An 806-nucleotide genomic window follows, 5' to 3' on the forward strand; every position below is an offset into this window, starting at 1 on the left:
GCTGGACAACGTACCGGGGATCGACGTCGTGCGGCCACAGCGCGGCGACCTCCGGGTCGCTCGCGACCGCCGCCTCCAAGACCTTGCCGATCGGCGCGACGCGTTCCAGGACCGAGGTCGTGCCGGCGACATAGGCGCGCAGCATGTCCGGGCGGTGCCGGCGGCCAGTGCGGCGGTGTACCACGGTCGGTCCATCATGGCCACCGGCTCGTCATCACCCGCGATCGTGACGTCGACCAGTTCCTTGAGCAGGGCGCGTTTGTTGCCGAAGACGAAGTAGATCGTCTGCACCGCCACCTCGGCCTTGTCCGCGACGTCCTGCAGGTTCGTCGCGCCGTATCCGTCCCGCACGAACAGTTCCAGTGCCGCCGCGAGGATGCGCCGGCGCGTCTCCTTCGCCTTCTGCGCTCGTTTGTTCGGCCGCTTGACATCACTCATGGCTAGAGTCTATCTCTAGCTTAAGTCACTAGAAGTGAACTCTAGAGAGAAGGTTCAGTAATGCCGGTCATCAGCGTCACCCGCTTCCAGGCCGATCCCGCCGACGCCGATCAGGTCCAGGCCCGGCACGCCGCCCTGGTCACCGCGATCAGAGCCACCCTGCCCGGCCTCACCGAGGCACGCCTCGGACGGCTGAACGACGAGACATGGGTCGGCGTCTGGCGCTGGGATTCGGCCGCCAGCCTCCCGCGGCCCGCCAGTCCGCGTCCGGCACCCCCGAGGCCGTCGCGGCGTTCGCGGTGGCCCGCGACGTCACGGCGGAGGACATCGAGGTCCTGGCCGAGATCTGACCGCCTGTCCCGGCCCCG

2 protein-coding genes and 1 pseudogene are annotated in these 806 nt (G+C 68.6%); 2 read left to right on the plus strand and 1 reads right to left on the minus strand.

Features of this window, described 5'->3' with window-relative positions:
* Positions 1-438: TetR/AcrR family transcriptional regulator (locus AWQ68_RS40305; protein WP_218006728.1), on the minus strand; the 438-nt coding region annotated here is incomplete at its 3' end.
* A gap of 60 nt (positions 439-498) precedes the next feature.
* Between AWQ68_RS40305 and AWQ68_RS46035 the strand changes: the two are divergent.
* Positions 499-624 (plus strand): annotated as a pseudogene (locus AWQ68_RS46035) (hypothetical protein); the annotation flags it as partial.
* A gap of 20 nt (positions 625-644) precedes the next feature.
* Positions 645-788, plus strand: a complete 144-nt coding sequence (locus AWQ68_RS41875; RefSeq protein WP_157544716.1) for a hypothetical protein — start codon at positions 645-647, stop codon at positions 786-788.
* Positions 789-806 lie beyond the last annotated feature (18 nt).

This window comes from Microtetraspora fusca (genome assembly GCF_001570365.1).
Taxonomy (GTDB): Bacteria; Actinomycetota; Actinomycetes; order Streptosporangiales; family Streptosporangiaceae; genus Microtetraspora; species Microtetraspora fusca.